Annotated in this window: 4 protein-coding genes; all 4 read right to left on the bottom strand. The window is 67.3% G+C overall.

The genetic code is table 11. The features are described from left to right. Positions 1–1,549 (bottom strand): DNA translocase FtsK 4TM domain-containing protein (locus ACLHHB_RS04590; RefSeq protein WP_410217108.1); only part of this gene is annotated, 1,549 nt, incomplete at its 3' end. A 4-nt stretch (positions 1,550–1,553) separates the two neighbouring features. Then, positions 1,554–2,756, bottom strand: coding sequence for an aminotransferase class I/II-fold pyridoxal phosphate-dependent enzyme (locus tag ACLHHB_RS04585; RefSeq protein ID WP_410217107.1), 1,203 nt, complete (start codon positions 2,754–2,756; stop codon positions 1,554–1,556). 98 nt (positions 2,757–2,854) lie between these two features. Next, on the bottom strand, positions 2,855–4,186 hold the full coding sequence (locus tag ACLHHB_RS04580; RefSeq protein ID WP_410217106.1) for an amidase: 1,332 nt from the start codon (positions 4,184–4,186) through the stop codon (positions 2,855–2,857). A 2-nt stretch (positions 4,187–4,188) separates the two neighbouring features. Then, positions 4,189–4,389 carry a DUF1674 domain-containing protein gene (locus ACLHHB_RS04575; protein WP_410217109.1) on the bottom strand — a complete coding sequence of 67 codons (201 nt, stop codon included), beginning with the start codon at positions 4,387–4,389 and terminating at the stop codon, positions 4,189–4,191. Positions 4,390–4,516: the final 127 nt, after the last annotated feature.

Below are 4,516 nucleotides of genomic sequence, written 5' to 3'. Positions count from 1 at the left end.
CGGTGGTGCCCGCGATCAGCAGGTGGGGCATCTTGGCCAGGTTCGCCACGACCGGATCGCCGCCGATGTCCTTGCCCAGCGCCAGGGGCAGCGGCTGCGTGCCGTCGCCAAAGGCGCGGGACGCGAAGATCTCGCGCAGCAGCACCTTTTCCCGACGCATGTTGGGCAGTTCGATCCCGATGACGCTGCGGCCCGGGACAGTGGACACGCGCGCCGACAGCGCCGACATCGACCGCGCGATATCGTCGGCCAAGCCGATCACGCGGCTGGCCTTCAGACCCGGCGCGGGCTCCAATTCGTACAGCGTGACCACCGGTCCCGGACGGACCTCGGTAATCTGGCCCTTGACGCCGTAATCGTCCAGCACCGCCTCCAGCATGCGGGCGTTTTCCATCAGGACTTCCTGCGAGACGGGCGGATGGTCGCTTGCCGCAGGGGCCGACAACAGCGACAGCGGCGGGCGCTCATAGGCGGTCCCGCTTTCGTCAAAGGGCATGGTCCGCTCAGGTGCGCGCGGCGCCGGATCAGGGCGGCGGGGAGGCGCGATGACAGGGTTGGAGGGCCCGGCACCGAACAGGCCGGGTCCATCCTCATCATCCTCGGGCATCGGGGGCAAGGTGCGTGCGGCATTGTCGCGCGCCAGCCGCGACGCCACGGTCTTGAGCACGGACGTCTTGGCGGTGCTGGAGCGGATGGCGTCGCTGATGCGGCCGCGCACCTCTTCCTCGGTGGGGCCGTCTCCGTCATAATCGGAGTCACGCTCGATCAGTTCGGGCTCGGGCAGCTCTTCCTCCAGCTCAAAAGCCGGAGCGGCCGCAACACGGCGGCGCGGCGTAGCGGCTTTGGACGGGCTGTCCTCGGGCGTCCTCTTGACGCGGTCCCGCAGGCGGCGGCCCAGCGTTGCGGCCCCGGCCGCCGCGCGCTGCGTCAGGTGAAGCGCCGTGGACAGGCCGCGGACAAAGCGGCGCCACTGGATCATCAGTTCGCTGCGATTGAAGCCCAGAACAAAGGCCCCCGCCGCGATCACCGCCAGCGCAACCAGAAAGGCCGCCACCCGAATACCCAGCTGCGCCTTCATGGGTAGCAGATTCAGCATGGCACCCATCACCATGTCGCCGAAATGCCCGCCCAGCCCGTAATTCTGCTGCCATTCCGGTCCCGGCACCAGTGTGCTGGCATAAACCGACACCAGCGCCACCGCGATGGGCGTGAAGATCGCGCGCATCACGCGGTCTTCCCCCTTGTGCAACATCAGACGCAGACCCCAGATCCAGGCCGCCACGACCAGCACCCAGGATCCATGGCCCGCGATCATCATCAGCGGCGACGCGATATAGGCGCCAAGGCTGCCCAGCATGTTCTGCGCCGGCGCATCGGTGGCCGAAAGGAAGCTGGGATCATCCGAGGACCAACTGCCCAGCATCATCGCCACCACGATGCCCACGATGATCAGGACCGCGCCCACCGCCTCCTTGCTGCGGCGTTCCAGCGCAGCCTGGGTGGATTGGTCGAACAGCGGGTCGCGATGTTTCGCCTGCCAGCTTGCCATGATCTCACCCTTCCTCATTGTCGTCATAAAGCACCGTGCGCAGCCGCGTCAGCGCGTCTTCCGTCTGGGCCGCATCGGCGACCAGCGCCACACGGACAAATTCCCGGCCCGGGTTGAACCCGCCCACGTCGCGGGACAGATAGGCCCCGGGCAGCACCTGGATACCGGCCCGTGTCCACAGCTGGCGCGCCGCAGCCTCGCCATCGGCCACGGGCAGCCACAGGAAGAACCCGCCCTCAGGGCTGTGGTATCCGGGCACGTTGCCCAGAATCCGGTCGGCAATCCGGTACTTTTCCTGATAAAGGGCACGACTGGCCTCGACATGCGCCTCGTCCCGCCAGGCAGCGGCACTGACGCGCTGGATCGGCAGGGGCAGTGGCGCACCGGCATAATTGCGCAACCGGCGCATTTCGCGCAACTGCGTCACACCCCCGGCCGCAAAGCCCGACCGCAGCCCTGGCAGGTTCGACCGCTTGGACAGCGAATTGAACATCACGACACGATCGGCCAGTCCCATCGCGGTGGCAACCTGAAGCGCGCCGGGTGGCGGACTGTCGCGCCAGATCTCGGAATAGCATTCGTCGGCAAAGACCAGAAAGTCATGCCGTTCGGCCAGGGCGATCAGCGTCTCTAGATAGTCGCGCCCCGCAACCGCGCCCTGCGGGTTGGCGGGCGAGCACAGATAGGCAATGGCGACACGGTCCAGAGTCGCGCCATCAAGACCGGCATAGTCGGGCAAATTCCCCGTATCCGGTGTGGCGGGCACAAAGATCGGCTCAGCTCCCACCGCCGCGGCTGCCACGGCATAAACCTGATAGAACGGGTTGGGGATCAGGATCGCCGCCTGCCGGCCGTTCCTTGTTTCGGGACAAAGCGCAAGGGCCGCGTTGAACAGCCCTTCCCGCGTGCCGTTCAGCACCATCAGCCGTTCAGGAGCAATATCAAGGTCATAGCGGCTCCCGAGCCAGCCGCCGATGGCGTCCAGCAGATCGGGCGTGCCCTCGTTCGCCGGATATTTCGCGAACTCGCCGATGCTGTCGGCCATCACGTCCGCCACGAAACCGGGCATCGGGTGGCGCGGCTCTCCAATGGTCAGGATCACGGGGGATTCGCCCGGAACAAGCCCGGGACGGATGTCCGACAACAACGCCCGCAGGCGTGGGAACGCGTAGTCCGGCAGGTTCGAGAACCGCTCGGGGAATGCCATCTCTGCCTCGCTTTCCGGGGTCTGCGCCCCGTTCCTTGGCCGAAACATTAGCGTGATCGCGACCTTGCGTCCAGCAAAGACCCGGCCGCCCCTTAGGATCAGGCGGCCAATGCGGCCTCGGCCCCGGCAGCCACGCGCAGCAGGTGCCGATCCTGCCCGCCACGCCCCAGGAGCGAGATTCCGCAGGCAAGGTGCCCCGTCGGCAGAGTGATCGCAGGCAGGCCCAGCAGGTTCGCGATCCGGGTGTTGCGCAGGGTCAGCAGGTTGGCGCGGACGAATTCGGCCTCGTCTTCCATCAACCGCTTGGTCGCGGGGGGCATGATCGGGACGGTGGGAACCAGCACGGCATCATAGCCGCCCACGACCTCCTTCAGCCACTTGCGGCGAATGCGGGTCACGCTTTCCCAGGCCGCGACATAGTCCGGGCCGCTGACGTCCGCCCCGCCGCGGAAACGATCGAGGATGGGCTTCCACATGAGCTCGGGCGCGTCCTCGATCTGGGCGCGCCAGATGCCATAAGCTTCGGGGGCGAACAGCAAGGGCGACAAGGCCATCGCCCGATCCAGCCAGTCGCTCGAAACATGGGAGATCTGCGCCCCTGCCCGTGCCAGCCGATCCACCGCGGCCTCGAAAGCGGTCACGGGACCTGCCTCGGCCTCGTCAAACGGCAAGCCCTCCAGCACCATCAGGCGGCGACCGGCGATGGAGGCATCCGACAGGTCCGGCGCCCGCTGGTCAGCCATGATGGCGAACAGTTCGGCGCAATCCTCGACGGTTCGGGCAATGGGACCCGCAATGTCGAACTTGCGTGCAAGGGGCACCACGCCCTTTTCCGGCAGCGCACCATGCGTCGGCTTGAAACCCACCAGCCCGTTCCAGGCCGCAGGAACGCGGATCGAGCCGCCGGTATCGGTTCCGATCGCCGCGGCCGCCAGTCCCAGCGCAACCGATACAGCCGCCCCGGACGATGAACCGCCGGGCGCCAGATCAGGGTCCAGCGCATTGGGCGGCGTGGCCGTCACCGGGTTCAGGCCCAGCCCGGAAAAGGCCAGTTCGGTCAGATGGGTCTTGCCCAGACACACCGTGCCGCGCCGCGCCGCCCGGGCCAGGACATTGGCATCCTTGCGCGGCACCCGCCCTTCCAGCAGCTTCGAGCCCGCCTCGGTGGCGGTGCCGCCGCTGTCGATGTTGTCCTTCCAGTTGATCGCCACCCCGTCCAGAAGGCTGTGGCGACGCTCCTGCTTGGCGCGGTCATGGGCGGCCACGGCCTCGGACCGGGCGCGGGCCGGCGTCAGGCGCGCATAGATGCGGGCACAGTCCGGATGTTCCTTTGCGGCGGCCAGATAGGCCTCGGTCTGGTTGATGGGGTCCAGCAGGCCCGCCATGATCGCGCGGCCCTGCTGGGTGGCCGAGGCCCGCAGCCAGTCCATCCTCAGAAATCCACCGCGAGACCGTTCTTTTCGTAGTCCCCATACCGCACGGGCTCGGGGCCATCGCGGCCGCCATATTCCTTGGGCAGGATCTGCGCCGCAGCGGCTTTCCGGCGTTCCTCGGCCTCGGCCAGGGCGCGCTGTGCGGCAGGGGGCAGATCGGCGCCGGTGTCGCGGCGGGGGTCGGTGGTGTCATCACTCATGGAAACATCTCCCGAATGTGCGTATGGGTCGCGGTCAGTCTTGAACAACATGTAGGCGAAGGAAAGCGTTTTGGCAAAGCCGGGCGGCGATATGGCGCGAAAGGGCGCATTGCGATTGATCCAGGGC

Origin of the sequence: Paracoccus sp. (in: a-proteobacteria), from assembly GCF_046462195.1 — a bacterium.
GTDB lineage: Bacteria > Pseudomonadota > Alphaproteobacteria > Rhodobacterales > Rhodobacteraceae > Paracoccus.
The sequence above is the reverse complement of the archived record's forward strand: the minus strand, read 5'-3'. Positions and strand labels throughout refer to the sequence as shown.